Here is a 16,361-nt window from a genome sequence, read left to right as displayed (position 1 = left end):
GGAAAGCAGGTCACGCCAACTCTACGGTGAGGCACGGAGGATGACGCCGACCGCGCTCCCTCCCTCACGCCACTTCACCGTCACCGACTCCGAGGAGGAGCCGTGCTCCGCCATGCCCGCGAACGGGATGCCACAGATCCCGCCGCCGACCCGTCCGCCCCGGCGCCCGCCGCCCTCACCCGGCCCGTGCTGCTCGTCCTGTGCGCCTGCGTGCTGGTCGCGCAGGCCATGGTCGCCGCCGTCAACCTGCTGATCCCGCAGCTCGCCGGGTCCGTCCTGCACCCCACCCCCGGCCAGCTGGTATGGGCGGTCGACGCCTACGTCATCGTCTTCGCCGCGCTGCTGATCCCGGCCGGCGCGCTCGGCGACCGGTACGGCCGCAAGGGCGCGCTGCTGGCCGGGCTCGCGCTGTTCGCCGCGGGCGGGGCGCTCAGCGCGCTCGCCGCGACCCCGGCGGTGCTCATCGCCGGGCGCGGTCTGTGCGGGGCGGGAGCGGCGCTGATCATGCCCGCCACCATGTCCGTCCTGATCCACCTGAGCCCGCCCGAGCGCCGCGGGCAGGCGCTGGCCACCTGGACGCTGTCCGCCGGCCTCGGGGGCCTGGGGGGCAACGTCGGGGGCGGCCTGGCCGGGGAGTACCTGACCTGGCGGGCCCTGTTCTGGGCGGTCGTCCCGCTGGGCGCGCTGCTCGCCCTCGTCGTCGCCCGGACGGTCCCGCGCACGCCGGCCCGCCGCGATGCCTCCGTCGACCCGTTCGGCGCTCTGCTGCTGGCCGGGGCGCTCCTCGCGGTCGTCTACGGGATCATCGAGGGGCCCTCGTACGGCTGGACCTCGGCGGCCGTGCTGATCGCCTTCGGTGCCGGCGCCGGGCTGCTCGCCGCCTTCACCGGCCACGCGCTGCGCGCCGCGCACCCGCTCCTGGACCCGCGGATCTTCCGGTCGCGCAAGCTGCGCGCCGGGGCGCTCGGCATCGGCGCCGCGTTCTTCGGGCTCTTCTCCCTCTTCTTCGTCAACGCCCAGTACCTCCAGTACGCGAAGGGCTTCTCGGCCGCCCGCACCGGCCTGGCGATCGTTCCTCTGACCATCGGCATGGCCGTCGTGCCGAAGCTGGGCGCGCGGCTCGCGGAGCGCACGGGGCCGCGGCTGCCCGTGGGTGTCGGGCTGGGCCTGATCGGGGCCGGGCTGCTGCTGGTCTCCACCGTCGACGCGGACACCCCGTACGCCCTGTACGCCTGCCACCTGCTGGTGCTGTCGGTCGGCACGGGCCTGTGCGCGCCCTCGCTGACGCTGACGGTGGTCGCGGAGCTTCCGGCGCACCAGGCCGGGCTGGGCTCCGGGCTGAACACCGCGGCCCGGGAGATCGGCGCGGCGCTGGGGGTGGCGGTGGTCGGCACGGTGCTGGCCTCCCGGTTCCACGGCGACCCGCGCGACGCGGCGCAGGTCGGCGCCTTCACGGACGCGATGGGGGTCGCGCTGCGCACGGTGGCCGTTGTGCTGCTGCTGGCGGCGCTCGCAGTGGTGGCCGGCTACCGGGACGGCGCGGGCACCCGCCGGCGCCGGGCCGACGGGCACGAGCGCCGGGCCGACGACCGCGGGCGCCGGGATGCAGCGTCCGGCGTCGGGGGCGCATGCTGACTGTGTGACGGCGAGAGCGGACAGCCGCCCCGCCACCGACGCCACGGCCCGCGTGCTCGCACGGGCCTGCGTCGATGCGGTGCAGGCCGTCGGCGGGTTTGCGGGCGGTGTCTACCTGCGCTCCGGGGCCGAGGGACCGCTGCTGCTCGCCGTGCTCACGGGGCTGCCCGGAAAGCTGTTCCGCCCGTGGTGGCGGATGCACGTGAACCGCCCGTACCCCGTCGCCGAGGCCTACCGCTCCGGCCAGTCGGTGCACCTGCCCGACGCGGACACGGCCATGCAGCGCTTTCCGCAGATGATGGCCGGGCTGCCGTTCCCCTTCGGCTCGCTGTACGAGCCCGTCATGGCCGGGGCCGAGCGGTTCGGGGTGCTGTTCGTCCTGCGCCGCGCGACCCCCGGCTCCTCGGTCGACGCCGCCGACCGGGAGCGGCTGCGCTCCGCCGCGGACGGGCTGGCCGACGGGCTGGCCGCGCTCACCGCGACCGGGGACCCGGTGCTCTGGAAGGGCGATCCGGTGTGCGTACCGCCCCCGGACACGGCTCAGGGCGCGCGCGAGGCGGTGGAGCGGCTCACCCTCGCCGTGCTCTCCGTGGACCGCGAGGGCAGGATCCGCTACGTCAACCACGCCGCCGCACGCCTGCTGGGCCAGGGTGCGCCGGAGCTGCGCGGGCGGGTGGTGTGGGAGGCGGTGCCCTGGCTCGGGCAGCCCGCGTACGAGGACCACTTCCGCGGGGTGTTCATGTCCGGGGAGCGGGTGCGCTTCCCGGCCCGGCGCGGCCGGCAGCCGGACGGGGACTGGGTGACGGTGGACCTGTATCCGGGCCCCGACGGGGTGACCGTGACCATCGGCGCGGCCGCTCCGCCCGTCTACGCGCCCGGGTCGGTGGCCCGGCCGGGCGCGGGACCGGGTTCGCCGGCCGACCGGGCCTCGGCGCTGTACCGGCCGGTGGCCCTCGCGATCGCGCTGACGGAGGCGGTCACGGCCCGCCAGGTGTCGGCGGTGGTCACCCAGGAGCTGCTGCCCGCCTTCGGCGGCCGCCAGCTGGCGATCTACCTGCTCAACGAGCGGCATCTGCACCTGGCGTGGGAGACGGGCTTCCCGCAGGGCTTCCTCGACCGGTTCGACGGGGTGGCCCTCGATGTCCGGCTGCCGGGCGTGGAGACCCTGACCACGGGCCGGCCGATGTTCTTCGAGTCGATGGAGCACCTGGCCGCCGCGTACCCGGGTATCCCGCTGGACGCCCACACAGGGGCCCGCGCGTTCCTGCCGCTGATCGCCTCGGGCCGGCCGGTGGGCTCGTGCATCCTCGGCTTCGACGCGCCGCGCGGGTTCAGCGCGGAGGAGCGTACGGTGCTGACCGCGCTGGCCGGGCTGATCGCGCAGGCCCTGGAGCGGGCGCAGCGCTACGACTCCGAGGCGGCGCTGGCGCGCGGACTGCAGGCGGCGCTGCTGCCGCACCGGCTGCCGGTGCGCGAGAACGTGGAGACGGTGGGCCGGTACCTGCCCGGCACGCAGGGCATGGACGTGGGCGGCGACTGGTACGACGTGATCGAGGCGGGCGAGGGCGTCCTCGCCCTGGTCATCGGGGACGTCCAGGGCCACGGGGTGGCGGCGGCCGCGACGATGGGCCAACTGCGCAGCGCCGTACGGGCCTTCACGCTCGGCAGCAGTCCTCCGGAGCAGGTGATGGCGGGTACCAACCGGCTGCTGATCGGCCTGGACCCCGGCCAGTTCGCCAGCTGCTGCTACGTCCTGCTCGATCCGGGTTCGGGCCGGGCGCGTGCCGTCCGGGCCGGGCATCCACAGCCGCTGCTGCGCCACGCGGACGGACGGGCGGAGGTGCTGGACCTGCCGGGCGGGGTGGTGCTCGGCATCGACGTGGACGCCACGTACCCGGTGACGGAGCTGCGGCTGGCGCGGGGCGCGGTGCTCGCCCTGTACACGGACGGGCTGGTCGAGGAGGCGGGTGAGGACATCGACGTCGGGGTGGAGCGGCTGCGGGCGGCGCTGGCCGCGGCCCGGCCGTCGCCCCTGACCGAGACGGCCGACCGGCTGGTGGGCGAGGCGGGGGACTCCGCGGACCGGCCGGACGACATCGCCCTGCTGCTGGCCCAGCGTACGGACGGCGGGCCTGCGGCGCGCGCCTGACCCGCCACCCCTCGCCAAGGTGCCCACTCCTCGGGCAGGAGGTGTCGCTGCGGGCACATGTCGGCAAAGCGGAAGAAAATTTGCCCGGGCCCCGCTGCGGTTCCCGCACCCGGGCTCTGTGCAGCGTTTACGCCGTCTTAACGCTGCCGTAGGACTGCCGGAGCGCGGCGCAACGATGGAATCCGCAGGGGAACGGCTATTGACCTGCGGATCCCGCAGGGATTCGATGTCGGCCCGGGAGCCACTGAACCACTTTGCTCACCACCGCCTCGGAGGCGATACCGCTCCCGCACCTCAGCTCACCGCACCTGCCGATCGGAACCCCGCACCGATGTCTGAAACGATCAGCGCCCCTCAGGCCCTCGCGCCCGCCACCGGGCCCGTCCCCCAAAAGCTCAAGCGTTCCATCGGCGTCGTCGGCGGCACACTGCTGACGCTCTCGTGCGTGACGCCCGCTTCGACCCTGTTCGTCGTCGTGCCCGACCTGTTCGCCAGCCTCGGCACATGGACCGCCCTCACGATCGCCATCGGCTCGCTGCTCTGCATCGGCGTCGCGTTCTGCTACTCGGAGCTCGGCACCCTGATCCCCAGTGCCGGCGGCGAGTACGCGATGGTGTCGACCCTTGCGGGACGGCTCGCCGGGTGGCTTGTGTTCGTGCTCTCCCTGCTGGTCGTGATGATCGTGCCGCCCGTGATCGCCATGGGTACGGCCGATTACCTCGCGCCGATCGTGCACATACCGGCCCCGGTCGCGGGCGGCGGCGTGATGCTGCTCGCCACCCTCGCCGGCCTTCTCGATCTGCGGGCCAACGCCTGGATCACCGGCATCTTCCTGGTGCTGGAGGTCGTCGCCGCGGCGCTGGTCGCCGTACTGGGCTTCGCGCACAGCGAGCGGGGCACCGGTGCGCTGGTGCACGGCACGGTCGCGGCCGAGGGCGGCGGCACCTCCACGGTGACCGCGATGATGGTCGTCTCCGGGCTCGCCATCGCCCTGTTCATCACCCAGGGCTTCTCGACCGCCGTGTACCTCTCCGAGGAGCTCGAGAACCCGCGGCGCAACGTCGCCCGTACGGTGCTCGCCACCCTCGCCATCTCCACGGCCGTCATCCTGATCCCGGTCATCGCCATCACCGTGGGCGCGCCCGACCTCTCCGCGCTGGCCGAGGGCGACCTCGGCGGCATGGTGACCGCCTGGTCCAACTCGGCCGTCGGCACGTTCGTCAGCCTCTGCGTCGCCCTCGCCATCATCAACGCGGGCATCGTCATGGTGATCCAGAATTCCCGCGTGCTGTTCGCCTCCGCCCGCGACAAGGCCTGGCCCGCGCCGGTCAACCACGCGCTGTCCAAGCTCGGCCGCTTCGGCTCCCCGTGGGTGGCCACCCTCGTCGTCGGCGTCCCGGGTGCGGCGCTGTGCTTCGTCAACCTCGACACCCTGTACGGGGTCACCGGCGTCTCGGTGACCGGCATGTACCTGCTGGTCGCGGTGGCCGCGCTGTTCGCCCGGCGCGGGGCGCACCGCGAGGTGGCCGCCTGGCGGATGCCGCTGTGGCCGGCGGTGCCGATCGCGCTGATCGCCGTACTCGCGTACATCCTGACCCAGCAGGAGACCCAGTACCTGCTGTGGACCGGCGGGATCACCGCCGTGGCCACGCTGTACTGGGCGCTGTACCTGCGGCCGCGACAGGACAGCCGCTGGCTGGTCAGCATCCCGGAGGACGGCGAGTCCGCCACGGTCTGACCGCTACTCGGCGGGGTCTGCGGGATCAGCTCCCGCAGGCCCCGCCGATGCTGTCGGCCGGGGGCCGGCCCAGGGTGATGGCCGTGTTCACCAGGCCGACGTGGCTGAACGCCTGCGGGAAGTTGCCGAGTTGGCAGCCGGAGACCGGGTCGTACTCCTCCGCGAGCAGTCCCACGTCGTTGCGTACGGCCAGCAGCCGCTCGAACAGCTCCCGCGCCTCCTTGTCCCGGCCGGTCATGTGCAGCGCGTCGGCCAGCCAGAACGAGCAGGCCAGGAAGGCCCCTTCGTCGCCGGGCAGCCCGTCCACCGACGGGCCCTCGGTGCTGTAGCGGCGGACCAGGCCGCTGCTGCCGAGCTCCGCCCGGACCGCGTCGACCGTGCCGATCACGCGCGGGTCGTGGGGCGGCAGGAACCCGACCCGGGGGATGAGCAGCGTGGCCGCGTCGAGCTCGCGGGAACCGTAGTACTGCGTGAAGGTGCCCCGTACGGGGTCGAAGCCGTTCTCGATCACGTCCCGGTGCACCTGGTCCCGCATGGTCCGCCACCGCTGGACGTCGCCGGGCAGCGACGAGTCGCTCTCCATGGTGCGCACGGCCCGGTCCGCGGCGACCCACGCCATCACCTTGGAGTGCACGAAGTGCCGGCGCGGCCCCCGGACCTCCCACAGGCCCTCGTCCGGCCGGTGCCAGTTGCGCTCCAGGAAGTCGAGGAGCGCGAGCTGGATCCGCCAGGCGTGCCGCTCCGCGGGCAGTCCGTTCGACCGGGCCAGGTAGAGGGAGTCGAGGACCTCCCCGTAGACGTCGAGCTGGAGCTGGTCCACGGCCGCGTTGCCGACGCGGACCGGGGAGGAGGCGGCGTAGCCGCCCAGCCAGGGCAGGTCGAATTCGGGGATCCGGCGCTCGCCGCCGATCCCGTACATGATCTGGAGGTCTGCGGGGTCGCCGGCGATCGCGCGCAGCAGCCATTCGCGCCAGGCGCGGGCCTCGTCCAGGAATCCGGTCTCCACGAGGGAGCCGAGGGTCAGGGTGGCGTCGCGCAGCCAGCAGAAGCGGTAGTCCCAGTTGCGTACGCCGCCGAGCTCCTCGGGGAGGGAGGTCGTGGCGGCGGCCGCGATTCCGCCGGTCGGTGCGTACGTGAAGGCCTTGAGGGTGATCAGGGAGCGGGTCACGGCTTCCCGGTAGGGGCCCTCGTAAGTGCACTGCTCGCTCCACTCGCGCCAGTCCTCGAGGCTCTGTTCCAGAGCCTCGTACGGATCGCAGGGCTCGGGGCGCGGCTCGTGCGAGGCGTGCCAGGTGAGGACGAAGGCGACCCGCTCGCCGGCGGCGACGGTGAACTCGGACCGGGTGCTGTTGGCCTCGCCCCAGGTGTGCACGGGCGGCTCACTGCGGAACCAGACGGAGTCGGGACCGGCGGTGGCGACCCGGTCGCCGTCGGCGCGCCGGACCCAGGGGACGACGTGCCCGTAGTCGAAGCGCAGGCGCAGCACGCTGAGCAGGGTGACCACGCCGGAGAGACCCTCGACGATCCGGATCACGTCGGGCGCGGTGTCGCGCTGCGGCATGAAGTCGATGACCTTGCACGAGCCGCCGTCCGGGGTGTCCCAGTGGGACTCCAGGACCAGCGAGCCGTCGACGTAGGCGCGGCGGGTGCACTGCCCGGCGGCGGCCCCGGCCGGGGCGATGCGCCAGTGGCCGTTCTCCTTGTCGCCGAGGAGCGCCGTGAAGCAGGCGGGCGAGTCGAAGCGCGGCAGGCACAGCCAGTCGATGGACCCGTCGCGGCCGACGAGCCCGCCGGTCATGAGATCGCCGATGAGTGCGTAGTCTTCGATGGGTTGTGTCATTTGTGCGCTGTTTCCCTGGGTGCCCGGGTCCAATCACCGTAGGACCCGGGACACCGTCGCGCGCGAACGGTCGCGACTAGTTGCGTACGAGGAGCAGCGCGCTCGCGATGACCACGCCGAGGGCGACGGCGAGGGCGCCGTGGGCCAGGCGGTGGCTGCGCAGGACGGGCAGGAAGCGGTCGGCGGCGTACCGGCCGGGGCCGGTGAGGGCGAGGGCGGCGGCGCCCGCGGTCAGCAGGAGCTCGTACTCGATGCCCTTCGGGGCGAAGAACGACCCGGCGCCGTGGACGGCGATCGCATTGATCATGGTGCCGACGACCGCGGCTCCGGCGAGCGGGGTGAGCAGCCCGAGGACGAGGCCGAGGCCGCCGAGGGTCTCGGTCAGGCCGGCGAGCACGGCCATCGCGTCGCCCGACGGGTAGCCGCTGGCGGTGAAGAACTGGCCGGTGCCGCTGATGCCCCCGCCGCCGAACCAGCCGAAGAGCTTCTGGGTGCCGTGGCCGGCCATGGTGAGTCCGAGGACGACGCGCAGGAGGAGCAGGCCGGCGTCGTGGGCGGGGGTGGAGAGGGCGAGCGGGACGGCCGGGACGGCGGCGGCCTGCGGCTTCGTCGCGGTGACGGAGGGGCTGGTCATGGGGGGGATCCTTCCGGTCGGGCGGTCCGGGGGCGGGGACGGAGTTGTTCAAATTCGAACCGCCAGCCCCCGACCCTAGCCATTGATTCAAATTGGAACAACCCGTGTACCCTGGGCGCATGGCTGAAACGAGATGGCTGGACGAGCGCGAGATGCGCGCCTGGAGCGGCTTCCTGGCCGCATCCGCCCTGGTGAACCGCCGTCTCGACCAGCAGCTCAAGGACGATTCCGGGCTCTCGCACCCGCAGTACGAGATACTCGTGCGCCTCGCCGCGGCTCCGGGCCGCGAGCTGCGGATGACCGAACTGGCCAATGGCCTGATCAATTCGAAGAGCGGGCTGACCTACCAGGTCACCCAGCTGGAGAAGGCGGGCCTGGTCCGCCGCCGCAGCTGCCCCTCCGACGTGCGCGGGGTCTTCGCCGTCCTCACGGACGCCGGCAGCGCCCGCTTGGAGGCGGCCGCGCCCGGTCACGTGGCCACCGTCCGGGAGGCGCTGATCGACGTCCTCACCCCCGAGCAGCTCGAGGTCCTCGCGGACGGGCTGGGCGAGGTCAGCCGCCGGCTGCGCGAGCACGGCGGACAGCACGGCGGATAGGCGGACACGCGGATATCGGTATCCGACGGGGTATAGGGATGACATGGACGGAACGGTCTGGCTGACGGTCGCCGCGGTCGTCGCCCTCGGGCTGGCGATCGCGGCGGGCGTGCTGCTCGTACGGGTCTTCGCGGCGAGGCGCCTGCTGCTCGACGCGGGGATCCCGCTGCGCGACAAGGCGCTCTTCTGGGTCGCGGTGATCTACACCCTCTCGCCCGTGGACCTGGTGCCGGACCCGGTGTACCTCGACGACATCGGCATCCTGCTGCTGGCGCTGCGCTCGCTGCACGCGGCGGCGGGGGCGGTGCGACCGGGCGCGGTGGAGACCTCGAAGCGCACTCCGGCGACGGATCCGGACCCCGCGTAGCAGCCCGGTCCCCAACGCCCCCTGCAGCGACGAGGAGGCCCGGGCCCTGCACTGGCCCGGCACATGGAAGAACCCCGTACCCCTCGGCGGGAGCCGGTTCCTGCTCACCGAGGCCGAGGGAACGTGGTGGCGGAGCGCAACGAGGCGGTGGTGGCGGCCGGTTGACCCACCGGCGGCACCGACACCTCCTCATGGCATCACGGAACTGAGCGGCTACGGCTACCGACCGGGGCGCGGCCGGCGGCCCGGGCCCGGCTCAGCGGACCCCGCGGGGGCGGTACTGGATGCTGATGCGCGGGCCGACGGCGCGGCGGGATTTGGGGATCGCGTGCTCCATGGTCCGCTGGCAGGAGCCGCCCATCACGACGAGGTCGCCGTGCCCGAGGGGCAGGCGCAGCACGGTGGGGCCGCCGTCGCGGGGGCGCAGGACGAGATCGCGGGGGTCGCCGACCGAGAGGATCGCGACCATCGTGTCCTCGGTGGCGGAGCGGCCGATGCGGTCCCCGTGCCAGGCGACGCTGTCCCGGCCGTCACGGTAGAGGCAGAGCCCGGCGGTGGCGAAGGGCTCACCGAGCTCGGCGGCGTAGTGCCGGGTCAGCATGTCGCGGGCCTCGGTGAGCGCCGGGTGCGGCAGGCACTCCCCCTCGTCGTAGAAGGCGAGCAGGCGGGGTACGTCGACCTCGCGCTCGTACATCTGGCGGCGCTCGGCCCGCCACGGCACGTCCTCGGCCAGCTGCTCGAACAGCGTGTCGGCGCCGGAGAGCCAGCCGGGCAGGTGGTCGACCCAGGCGCCGGAGCCGAGCGGGGTGCGGCGCAGCTCCGAGAGCGGGCCGAGGCGGATCTCGTCGCCCTGGTCGAAGAGGGAGCCCTGGAGGCCGGGGATCGTACGCACGGGTCCATCATATCGCGCCACTCGAACATTCGATCGATTCGGGGTCGCGAGGTCGCCCCCGTGACCCGCGAGGTCATCCGCGAGGCGTGGCGGCTACCGCTGGACACGCGCGAACTCGCCGGATGAGAGTTCCGGCCGGTCGGGTCGTCGCTACCCCGGCCAGGGTGCGAGCCCCCACTGCAGCGTGTGCTGAGCCCCCGGTTCGAGACGTACGCGCGCGGTGTCGCGCCGGAAGGCATCGGGGCCGCAGCTCATGGGCTCCACGGCGACGCTCCGGCGCCGGTGCGACTCGGGCAGGGTGTCCCCGGTGAACACCTGCACGAAGTCCGCGCCCTCACCGAGCCACAGATCGGTACCGTACGCGCCGGACGGCTCGGCAAGGCGCACGACGGCACGCCCGTCCGTCTCCCGCCGCAGATCCGTGAAGGCCGTGTCCAGCCGCTGAGGGCCGACGGGCCGCGGCGCGCCGAAGTCGTTGGGCGTCCCCGAGACCGGCTCGGACGCCACGGGCAGGCCGCGGTCGTCGGTGCGGAGCCAGGTCCGGGCGGGAACGGTCAGCAGCATGGCGTCGACCGTGCCGGGCCCCACCGCAAGATACGGGTGCTGACCGACTCCGTACGGTGCGGGGGTGTCGCCGACGTTCCTCGCGGTGATCGTGACCGTCATGCCGTGGCGGTCGAGTGCGTACTCCGCCCGCGCCACCAGGTGGAAGGGGTAACCGGGTTGCGGCCAGAGCACGGTCGCCAGCACCACGCGGCCGTCCGCCTGCTCCACCGCCTGCCACGACGTCCAGCGCAGCAGACCGTGGAGGGCATTGGCGTGTTCGATCTCGTTGACGGGCAGCTGCAGTTCCTGCCCCTCCCACCGGTACCGGCCGTCTCCGATCCGGTTGGGCCACGGCAGGAGGAGCTGTCCGCGTCCGCCCTCTATCGGCTCGTCCGCGTCGAAACCGTCGACGACCGGGCGCTCGGCGACGGAGTAGTGGCGCAGGGCGCCGCCCAACTCCACGACGACGGCGGTCTGCGGACCACACGTCAGCCGGAACTGGGCACCCGTCCGCAGCATGTTCGCCGTCCTCGCCGTTGGCGGTCAGGGTTCGGGACCCCGCACACCGGGTGGTTCCATTCCATCACCGTGGGGATCGCATCGCACCCCGGCCGGGCGTCCCCCGCCGTGGTCACGCACGCGTCAGCCCTTCTCCCCGGTCTCCACTGAGCCGTTCGGTTCGGGAGAGCACTCCATTCGGTTCGGGAGAGCACTCCAATGGGTCAGCGGCAGTCGTGCCAGCGGGCCGTGGCAAGGCCGCGGTGCTCTCGTGGTGGCGCGGTTTTCGTGTCGCCGTCAGCACCCAGGGAGCGTTCAGTGGCAGCCAGCAGCAGTGACCGTAGTCGAACGCTCGTTGTCCCTCAGGTGCTCAAGGGGCAGAAGGCCCTGGTGACAGGGGCGAACTCCGGCATCGGCAAAGCCACCGCGATCGGCCTCGGACGGGCGGGTGCCGACGTGGTCGTGAACTACGTCGCCGGGCAGGACGCCGCGGAAGAGGTGGTGCGGGAGATCGAGGGCTTCGGAGTCCGCGCCTATGCGCACGAGGGCGACGTGTCGCAGGAGGACCAGGTCGTCGACATGGTGGCCCGGATGGTCCAGGAGTTCGGGACCATCGACATCATGGTCGCGAACGCCGGTCTGCAGCGGGACGCCGCGGTCACCGACATGACCATGGCCCAGTGGACCAAGGTACTGGACGTCAACCTCACCGGTCAGTTCCTGTGCGCCCGTGAGGCGACCAAGGAATTCCTGCGGCGCGGCGTCGTGCCGGAGGTGTCCCGCTCCGCGGGGAAGATCATTTGCATGAGCTCGGTGCACCAGCTCATCCCCTGGGCCGGGCACGTGAACTACGCCTCCTCCAAGGGCGGCGTACAGATGCTCATGACCACGCTCGCCCAGGAGCTCGCCCCGCACCGGATCCGGGTGAACGCCGTCGCTCCGGGTGCGATCCGCACGCCCATCAACCGCAGCGCCTGGGACACTCCCGAGGCCGAGGCGGACCTGCTGCGGCTCATCCCGTACCGCCGCGTCGGAGACCCCGAGGACATCGCGAACGCCGTGACCCTCCTCGCCTCCGACCTGCTCGACTACGTCGTGGGGACGACGATCTACGTGGACGGGGGCATGACCCTGTTTCCCGGGTTCGCCACCGGTGGCTGAGGCCCTCGATCCTTCAGCCGTCCGGCACGACCTGCTAAGGCTCACATGAACAGCGCGATCGCGATCATGGCGGACACCCCTCCGCAGCTGCTCCCCGCCCGAGAACTCATGGCCTTCACCCTGGCCTCCCACATCCTGCTCGTGCCCTTCGGCGTGGCCCTGCCCGCCATCACCCTCCTGATGCACTACCGCGGGCTGCGCAAGGGCGACGCGGTCGCCCTGCTGCTCGCGCGGCGCTGGTCGGCGGTCATGGCCGTGCAGTTCGCCATCGGCATCGTCACCGGGACCGTGCTCTCCTTCGAGTTCGGCCTGCTCTGGCCCGGCCTGATGGGCAGGTGGGGCGATGTCTTCGGCCTCGGATTCGGGGTCGAGGCGTGGGCCTTCTTCCTCGAGGCGATCCTCATCGCCATCTACCTCTACGGCTGGCGGAGGCTGAAGCCGTGGACGCACTTCTGGCTGGGTCTGCCCCTGCCGCTGACGGCGCTGCTGGGTGCGTTCGGAATCATCGCCGCGAACTCGTGGATGAACACGCCGCGCGGCTTCTCGCTCGACGCGGGCGGCAACCCCGTCGACGTCAACGTCCGCAAGGCGATCTTCACGCCGATGTTCGGCCCCGAGTACTGGCACTTCGTGGCAGGTGTCGTCCTCACGGCGGGCTATGTCGTGGCCGGGGTGTACGCGGTCGGCTGGCTGCGCGGCCGGCGTGACCGTTACCACCGGCTCGGCTTCACCGTTCCGTTCACCGTGGCCGCGATCCTCACCCCCGTGCAGTTCGTGCTCGGGGACTCCATCGCACGCTCGGTCTTCCACAAGCAGCCGGTGAAGTTCGCCGCCACCGAGATCGTCTGGAAAACCGACACCCACGTACCCGAGTACATGTTCGGACGCCTGCATGCCGACGGAACGGTCTCCGGCGGGATCAAGATCCCCCAACTGGACTCGATCCTCGCCGGTTTCAGCCCGGACACCCAGGTGACGGGTCTGTCGTCGGTCCCCGCGAGCGATCGCCCGACGGCGACGCAGGCCACGATCGCGCACTGGGCGTTCGACATCATGGTGACGATCGGAAGCCTGCTCCTCCTCCTCGCGCTCTGGTACGGCTGGTGCTGGCTGCGCCGCCGCGACCTGCCGCGCTCACCGTGGTTCTTCCGGTGCGCCGCCGTGGCCGGGGCGGCCTGCCTGGTGACGGTCGAATGCGGCTGGATCACCACCGAGGTGGGTCGCCAGCCCTGGATCGTCTACGAGAACATGCGCGTGTCCGAAGCCGTCACGGACACCCGGGCCTCGTCGCTGTGGGCGATGCTCGGAATCGTCATCGTGGTCTACACCCTGATCTTCGCCACCTTCCTGGCCGTCCTGCTCAAGATGCGCACCCGCTGGCGGGCCGCCGATGAACAAGAGGGCGACGCTCAGGCTGCCGGCACTCCGGAAAGTGACACCCCCTACGGGCCCCGCCGGACGACCGCCGCGGCCGCACAGGATCACGGCACTGCACCCGGTGACGGAGGAGGGCGATGATCCAGGACGTCGTGGCCTGGGTGCTGCTGGCCGCGGTGGCCGCCTACGCCTGTGCCGGCGGGACCGACTACGGAGCCGGATTCTGGGATCTGTTCGCGGGCGGCGCCGAACGGGGCAAGCGGCCCCGGTGGCTGATCGACCACGCCATGGAGCCCGTCTGGGAGACGAACAACGTCTGGCTCATCTTCGTCCTGGTGATCATGTGGACGGGCTTTCCGGTCCTGTTCCAGACGATCTTCACGGCCATGTGGCTCCCCCTGGCGCTCGCGGCCGTCGGGCTCGTCCTGCGCGGTGCGGGATTCGCCCTCCGCAAACCCATGACACGCGTCGCGCGGCGCAGGATCTACGGTGCCGCCTTCGCCGTGTCCTCCCTCCTGGTGCCCTTCTTCCTCGGAGCGGTGGTCGGCGGCCTCGCCACAGGCCGGGTGGCTCCGGGGACGAAGGCGTCCGCCGACGCATGGTCCAACGGGACCTCCGTACTCGCCGGGCTGCTCACCGTCGCCGCGACCGCCTTCCTGGGCGCCGTGTTCCTCACCGCCGACGCCCGCCGCTTCGACGCGCCCGACCTCGTCCACTACTTCCGGCTGCGCGCCTGGTGCAGCCTCGGTGTCCTCGCCGTCCTGGCCGTCGTCGGCCTCGCCGTCACCCACCACGACGCGCGCTACGTCTACGACGGCCTGACCAGCGGCATCGGCCTGGCCCTCGTCCTGGTGGCCGTCGTGAGCGCCGTGGCCACCGCCGGGCTGCTGTACCGCACGGCCACCGGCTGGGCGAGGATCACGGCGGTCGGCAGCGTCGCCCTCGTCGTGGTCGCCTGGGGGCTGGCCCAGCGGCCGTATCTCATCCCCACCTCGCTGACCGTGGACCAAGCGGCCGGAGCGTCGACGACACTGCGCTGGCTGCTCCTGGTCACGGTGATCGCGATGGTGCTCGTCGGACCACCGCTGGCCCTGCTCTACCGGCTGGACACCAGCGGCGCCCTGCAGCCTCTCGCCGAGAACGACCTGCGGCGGAGCGCCGCGAACCGGGATCCGGGCACGGACCGGTGATCGTGGTGGTGCTGGGCGTGGCGGGCGCCGGGAAGAGCACCGTCGCCAGGGCCCTGGCCGAGGAACTCGGAGGGGTGTTCCTGGACGGTGACGACCTCCATCCTGCCGCGAACATCGCCAAGATGGCCGCCGGCCGCTCCCTGGACGACGCGGACCGCGCCCCGTGGCTGCGTACGCTCTCGGACCGGATACGGCAGTCCTCCCGGTCGGGCCGGCGGCTGGTCGTCGCCTGCTCCGCCCTCAAGCGCGCTTACCGCGACGAACTCCGCGGGGCCGCCCCGGGCCTCTGGTGCCTGTACCTGGCACTGGACCGCGACACCGCCAGGGCCCGGGTCTCCCGGCGGACGGGCCACTTCATGCCGCTGCGCCTGGTCGACTCGCAGTTCGAGATCCTGGAACCGCTGGAATCCGACGAGCCCGGCGCGACCGTCGACGCCACCGCCGGCACCGAGGTCACCATGGCTCGGGCGCGCCGCGCCGTCGCGGGCTTCAACACGGGGCCGGCGCGCTGAGGAATCAACCGCCCAGGAGTACGGCGATGTCCCCGGATCGCGGAACCGGACCGCCGGTCCGCGTAAGGGGCGGCAGCGTGCCGTCCGCCCGCACCAGGAACAGCAGGTGGTGTCCCGGAACGGCCGCGATCAGGCGCGACAGGCGTGCGCCCTGAACCGCTTCACACGCACCAGAGGCTCGGCACATCGGATGCGGCCGGGTCCCCGCTCGGCGCGCGCCGGCAGCGGGCGTGCCGGATGGTGGGGACATGGGTACGCCCGACGGGATGAGCGACGCCGACTTCCGCTCGCTCCACGGTGAACTGCGCCGTACGGCACCCGGCGGTGCGGCACCCCTGGGAGCTCTGGGCACCCTCACGCCCGCACGGACGCTGGCCGCCGTCAGCGAGGTCCGCTCCGGCCGTACGGTCTCGCTCGCCGCGCCCGTGAACACCCGCAAGGGGCCGGACAACGCCGAACCGGCGGAGCACCGGCTCACCGCGCCCGTCGGCGGCGCCCCGGACCCGGGCGGCCTGCAGTTCGCCCGGGACCGCATCGCCATGAACGTCCACGGCGACGTCGACAGCCACATCGACGCACTGTGCCACGTCATCTACGAGGGCACCCTGCACGGCGGCGTCCCTGCCGCGGACGTTCTCTCCCCGGACGGGGCCGGGGCCCTGTCCATCGACCTGGCCCGCGACGGCATCGTGGGACGGGGAGTGCTGCTGGACATCCCGCGCCTGCACGGCACCCCCTGGCTCGAACCGGGATCACACGTGACCGCCGAGGATCTTGCAGCCGCCGAAGCGCGGCAGGGGCTGCGGGTCGGCCGGGGCGACATCCTCCTCGTACGCGTCGGGCACCGGCGGCGGCGTGCGGAGCTCGGCGCCTGGGACTCAGCCGGCGCGCGGGCCGGACTCCACCCGACCGCCCTGCGTTTCCTGGCCGAACGGCAGGTGGCCGTGCTCGGCAGTGACGGCAACAACGACACGGCTCCCAGTGCCGTGCAGAGCGTCGCGTTCCCGGTGCACGTACTCGCCGTCCATGCGATGGGGCTGCACCTGCTCGACTACCTGCAGTTCGAGGAGCTGGCTCCCCTCTGCGAACGGGAGGGCCGCTGGTCGTTCCTCTGCGTCATCGCGCCACTACGGCTGCCCGCGGCGACGGGTTCTCCCGTCAATCCCCTCGCGATCCTTTGACCGGCCGGGGCTTCCCGGCGTTCCGGCCCGCCCGACTCGCTGGGC

14 protein-coding genes are annotated in these 16,361 nt (G+C 72.6%); 10 read left to right on the top strand and 4 right to left on the bottom strand.

What is annotated here, in order from left to right; all coding sequences use genetic code 11:
• Positions 1–102 precede the first annotated feature (102 nt).
• From IF09_RS0113975 to IF09_RS0113965, 3 genes are all read left to right on the top strand, one after another.
• Positions 103–1,635 carry an MFS transporter gene (locus IF09_RS0113975; protein ID WP_418953049.1) on the top strand — a complete coding sequence of 511 codons (1,533 nt, stop codon included), beginning with the start codon at positions 103–105 and terminating at the stop codon, positions 1,633–1,635.
• Positions 1,604–3,784 carry a SpoIIE family protein phosphatase gene (locus IF09_RS0113970; RefSeq protein ID WP_051832436.1) on the top strand — a complete coding sequence of 727 codons (2,181 nt, stop codon included), beginning with the start codon at positions 1,604–1,606 and terminating at the stop codon, positions 3,782–3,784. Before IF09_RS0113975 ends, IF09_RS0113970 begins: the two co-directional genes overlap by 32 nt.
• A 331-nt stretch (positions 3,785–4,115) precedes the next feature.
• Positions 4,116–5,522, top strand: a complete 1,407-nt coding sequence (locus tag IF09_RS0113965; protein WP_030295457.1) for an APC family permease — start codon at positions 4,116–4,118, stop codon at positions 5,520–5,522.
• Between the two features lie 25 nt (positions 5,523–5,547).
• Here IF09_RS0113965 and IF09_RS0113960 read toward each other — a convergent pair whose 3' ends face one another.
• Both IF09_RS0113960 and IF09_RS0113955 read right to left on the bottom strand, forming a co-directional pair.
• Positions 5,548–7,362, bottom strand: a complete 1,815-nt coding sequence (locus IF09_RS0113960; RefSeq protein WP_051832435.1) for a glycoside hydrolase family 15 protein — start codon at positions 7,360–7,362, stop codon at positions 5,548–5,550.
• 76 nt (positions 7,363–7,438) lie between these two features.
• Entirely contained in the window at positions 7,439–7,996 is a 558-nt protein-coding gene (locus IF09_RS0113955) for a DoxX family protein (protein ID WP_030295446.1), read from the bottom strand.
• A gap of 119 nt (positions 7,997–8,115) precedes the next feature.
• Between IF09_RS0113955 and IF09_RS0113950 the strand changes: the two genes are divergently transcribed.
• On the top strand, positions 8,116–8,592 hold the full coding sequence (locus IF09_RS0113950; RefSeq protein WP_030295444.1) for a MarR family winged helix-turn-helix transcriptional regulator: 477 nt from the start codon (positions 8,116–8,118) through the stop codon (positions 8,590–8,592).
• 43 nt (positions 8,593–8,635) lie between these two features.
• Entirely contained in the window at positions 8,636–8,959 is a 324-nt protein-coding gene (locus IF09_RS0113945; protein ID WP_030295442.1) for a YkvA family protein, read from the top strand.
• 256 nt (positions 8,960–9,215) lie between these two features.
• On the opposite strand, the gene IF09_RS0113940 is transcribed toward IF09_RS0113945, so the two are convergent.
• Together IF09_RS0113940 and IF09_RS0113935 are read right to left on the bottom strand one after the other, a co-directional pair.
• Positions 9,216–9,851, bottom strand: coding sequence for an alpha-ketoglutarate-dependent dioxygenase AlkB (locus IF09_RS0113940; protein ID WP_234320987.1), 636 nt, complete (start codon positions 9,849–9,851; stop codon positions 9,216–9,218).
• 150 nt (positions 9,852–10,001) lie between these two features.
• The gene (locus IF09_RS0113935; protein WP_030295439.1) at positions 10,002–10,916 is read right to left on the bottom strand and encodes an aldose 1-epimerase family protein; all 915 of its coding nucleotides are present in this window, start codon (positions 10,914–10,916) and stop codon (positions 10,002–10,004) included.
• A gap of 345 nt (positions 10,917–11,261) precedes the next feature.
• Here IF09_RS0113935 and IF09_RS0113930 point away from each other — a divergent pair, with 345 nt between their 5' ends.
• The 5 genes from IF09_RS0113930 to IF09_RS0113910 all read left to right on the top strand — a co-directional run bounded on the left by IF09_RS0113930 (position 11,262) and on the right by IF09_RS0113910 (position 16,316).
• Complete coding sequence (locus IF09_RS0113930; RefSeq protein ID WP_051832434.1) at positions 11,262–12,056, top strand: SDR family oxidoreductase; 795 nt, start codon at positions 11,262–11,264, stop codon at positions 12,054–12,056.
• A gap of 45 nt (positions 12,057–12,101) precedes the next feature.
• Entirely contained in the window at positions 12,102–13,574 is a 1,473-nt protein-coding gene (locus IF09_RS0113925; RefSeq protein WP_030295432.1) for a cytochrome ubiquinol oxidase subunit I, read from the top strand.
• Complete coding sequence (locus IF09_RS46935) at positions 13,571–14,623, top strand: cytochrome d ubiquinol oxidase subunit II (RefSeq protein WP_037634824.1); 1,053 nt, start codon at positions 13,571–13,573, stop codon at positions 14,621–14,623. Before IF09_RS0113925 ends, IF09_RS46935 begins: the two co-directional genes overlap by 4 nt.
• Positions 14,620–15,135, top strand: a complete 516-nt coding sequence (locus tag IF09_RS46930) for a gluconokinase (RefSeq protein ID WP_234320986.1) — start codon at positions 14,620–14,622, stop codon at positions 15,133–15,135. Before IF09_RS46935 ends, IF09_RS46930 begins: the two co-directional genes overlap by 4 nt.
• Before the next feature lie 248 nt (positions 15,136–15,383).
• Complete coding sequence (locus tag IF09_RS0113910) at positions 15,384–16,316, top strand: cyclase family protein (RefSeq protein ID WP_030295426.1); 933 nt, start codon at positions 15,384–15,386, stop codon at positions 16,314–16,316.
• Positions 16,317–16,361 lie beyond the last annotated feature (45 nt).

The organism is Streptomyces katrae (genome assembly GCF_000717655.1).
GTDB classification, from domain to species: domain Bacteria; phylum Actinomycetota; class Actinomycetes; order Streptomycetales; family Streptomycetaceae; genus Streptomyces; species Streptomyces katrae_B.
The sequence above is the reverse complement of the archived record's forward strand: the minus strand, read 5'-3'. Positions and strand labels throughout refer to the sequence as shown.

Bases quoted from the DNA above. Each gene is read 5' to 3' on its own strand.
- IF09_RS0113970 (WP_051832436.1), top strand. From the start codon at position 1,604: ATGCAGCGTCCGGCGTCGGGGGCGCATGCTGACTGTGTGACGGCGAGA.
- IF09_RS0113965 (WP_030295457.1), top strand. From the start codon at position 4,116: ATGTCTGAAACGATCAGCGCCCCTCAGGCCCTCGCGCCCGCCACCGGG.
- IF09_RS0113960 (WP_051832435.1), bottom strand. From the start codon at position 7,362: ATGACACAACCCATCGAAGACTACGCACTCATCGGCGATCTCATGACC.
- IF09_RS0113955 (WP_030295446.1), bottom strand. From the start codon at position 7,996: ATGACCAGCCCCTCCGTCACCGCGACGAAGCCGCAGGCCGCCGCCGTC.
- IF09_RS0113950 (WP_030295444.1), top strand. From the start codon at position 8,116: ATGGCTGAAACGAGATGGCTGGACGAGCGCGAGATGCGCGCCTGGAGC.
- IF09_RS0113945 (WP_030295442.1), top strand. From the start codon at position 8,636: ATGGACGGAACGGTCTGGCTGACGGTCGCCGCGGTCGTCGCCCTCGGG.
- IF09_RS0113935 (WP_030295439.1), bottom strand. From the start codon at position 10,916: ATGCTGCGGACGGGTGCCCAGTTCCGGCTGACGTGTGGTCCGCAGACC.
- IF09_RS0113925 (WP_030295432.1), top strand. From the start codon at position 12,102: ATGAACAGCGCGATCGCGATCATGGCGGACACCCCTCCGCAGCTGCTC.
- IF09_RS46935 (WP_037634824.1), top strand. From the start codon at position 13,571: ATGATCCAGGACGTCGTGGCCTGGGTGCTGCTGGCCGCGGTGGCCGCC.
- IF09_RS0113910 (WP_030295426.1), top strand. From the start codon at position 15,384: ATGGGTACGCCCGACGGGATGAGCGACGCCGACTTCCGCTCGCTCCAC.